Below are 1878 nucleotides of genomic sequence, written 5' to 3'. Positions count from 1 at the left end.
TGATTTACTGCCGTTTCTTGAAAATCTATATCTTCTTGAGAGTTAATTGATTCTCCTGTTAAATCTTCCGAAAAATCAGTGATGCTCTGATGGGTTGAATTTTGATGATTTTCTGTTTGATTTACTGTAGTTTCTTGAAAATCTATATCTTCTTGAGAGTTAATTGATTCTCCTGTTAAATCTTCCGAAAAATCATTAATGTTCTGCTGATTTTGTTCCGGGTGTTTTGTGATTCTCTGATGGGTTGAATTTTGATGATTTTCTGTTTGATTTACTGTAGTTTCTTGAAAATCTATATCTTCTTGAGAGTCCGTTGATTCTGCTGTTAAATCTTCCGGAAAATCAACTAAGTTTAAATCCACCAATAAACTCAACAAGCGTCTTAACTGTTCAACTGTTTCCGTATTCAGTTCAACAGATTGATTATGATTAATATCTTGTGATTTATTAATCGATTTTTCGTTTAAGTAAGCCATCTATATTCCGATCATTTATGATGGTTGTCTGAGATTAAAAGCTCTTTTTCTAAATCTTTATCTGCTGCTTCTTTGAGTTCGCTCACAAACTCAGTTTTTTTCATTCTCATGCCAACTTCAAACATTATTTCTGCTAAATCATCCCGTGATACTTTCACATCCTTAAGCAAAGAAAAGCGCTTTTCAAGTTCTTCAAATATTTGGGTTTTTAAATGACTAACATCATTCTGTAATTTCTCCCTTGTTTGTGATAAATCTTCCCGTAGAGAAGTTGTTTGATTATCAATAATTTCATTTAAAGCTTCTTTAGTAGTAATAATTTTGCGATTTACTCGCTCAATTTGTTGCTTAGTTTCCACAACATCTTCTTGAGTATTTTGGATATTTAAGTTAATATTCCTAATCTTTTTCTCTATAGAATCAACTGTAGCTTGAAGTTCTGTAGAAAAAGCACTTTTTACTTGTTCTATTTGATTTTTAGTTTCTTGTTTGACAGAGGATAATTCTGATTCTAGCTTTTCAAAACGATTTTCGTACTCTCTGAGCTTAGGGCCAAATATTATATCACGAATCTTGTCAATATTTCCCAGTCTTTCACGCATTTCTTCCTTACTTAATTCGGCCATATTTTCTCCTTATGTTACGAACTGCCAGAGTTCTGAATAAATGTTAAAAAGCGTTTCCTGCGGAATGCTTGGCAAACAGCAGTCCAGCAATCAGCGGTCAGCTTTGCGCCTTTGCGTACCATTCCCGTACAGAAAGGGGATGCGCAACTCCTCCTAAAATTAAGCTACAAGCTAGAATTCGGGGATTTTTTACCGAATAATTAATAATTAATAATTAAACAATTCCGGTTAAAAGCCTGCCCTTTCAAGGGAAAAAAAATAAATTTTTTCCTTACTTGTCAATCCTCTCCCTTTTAGGGATATGCTTTATAAACATCTTTCTTCACATAAAACTTGACAAAAATATCATTTGATGTAATAGAGGCTGAAAGCTCCTAGTGTCCTTGCCATCGCAACGACAAAAAACAACTTTTAGAAGTACACAAGTTAGTCAATTTGTCAAATTAGTAAAATCAAAAAAATGCTCGTAAGCTTTTTATAATAGGCATTATCCACTTTTGTAAAGAATTTTGCTGATAAAGCATAGCTTTTAGGGAGAGGTAATTATCCATTATCAATTATCCATTAATCAACCAAGCTCTTCGGTCTGGACTGCCCTGGAAACAGGTGCCTAATTATATAGACAAATTTTTCCGCTGATAGCTGATAGCTAATAGTTGATAGCTAGTTAAAAATATACTTTCTGATTTTACCACCTAGTTTAGTCTTTTACCGGATTGATTTATTTACGATATTATATTAAGGCTCGCCACACTTTTAACTTTAACCGTACAACA

The 1878-nt window shown here is 33.1% G+C and carries 2 protein-coding genes; both read right to left on the bottom strand.

Annotation, left to right across the window (positions count from 1 at the left end; all coding sequences use genetic code 11):
• Positions 1 to 476, bottom strand: a 476-nt coding sequence (locus F6K13_RS31185; RefSeq protein WP_287289579.1) for a hypothetical protein, incomplete at its 3' end; no start/stop codon positions are given.
• Between the two features lie 11 nt (positions 477 to 487).
• Entirely contained in the window at positions 488 to 1102 is a 615-nt protein-coding gene (locus tag F6K13_RS31180; protein ID WP_124145826.1) for a hypothetical protein, read from the bottom strand.
• Between the last annotated feature and the right edge of the window lie 776 nt (positions 1103 to 1878).

Origin of the sequence: Okeania sp. SIO2B9 (genome assembly GCF_010672505.1) — a bacterium.
Lineage (GTDB): Bacteria > Cyanobacteriota > Cyanobacteriia > Cyanobacteriales > Microcoleaceae > Okeania > Okeania hirsuta.
The sequence above is the reverse complement of the archived record's forward strand: the minus strand, read 5'-3'. Positions and strand labels throughout refer to the sequence as shown.